The organism is Luteimonas panaciterrae, from assembly GCF_020511115.1.
GTDB classification, from domain to species: Bacteria; Pseudomonadota; Gammaproteobacteria; order Xanthomonadales; family Xanthomonadaceae; genus Luteimonas; species Luteimonas panaciterrae.
Genome location: NZ_JAJAVH010000108.1, coordinates 1 through 305, shown reverse-complemented (window position 1 = coordinate 305; position 305 = coordinate 1). Strand labels below are relative to the sequence as shown.

The following is a 305-nucleotide window of genomic DNA, read 5'->3' as shown; positions in this document are numbered from 1 at the left end:
GTAAGGTTGTTCTTGATCGCGTAATTCTGCATAGCCTGGAATTGATATGCATAGCAAGAACTCATGCCGATGTAGCGCACGTAGCCCGCCTTGACCACATCGTGCAGTGCTTGCATCGTCTCCTCTATAGGCGTGTTATAGTCGAAGCGATGACACTGGTACAAGTCAACATAGTCGAGCTGCAGTCGCTGCAGACTGGCTTTGATGGCGTCGAATATGTGCTTGCGACTCAGACCCCACTGATTAACGTACCCAGCCTCATCAGGGTTAACGCCGCTGGTAACAAGGTTCGCGCCGGTGTCCTT

Annotated in this window: 1 protein-coding gene; it reads right to left on the bottom strand. The window is 51.8% G+C overall.

The genetic code is table 11. From position 1 onward, the window contains the following. Nucleotides 1-305, bottom strand: a 305-nt coding sequence (locus LG367_RS18475; protein ID WP_226470756.1) for an aldo/keto reductase, incomplete at both ends; no start/stop codon positions are given.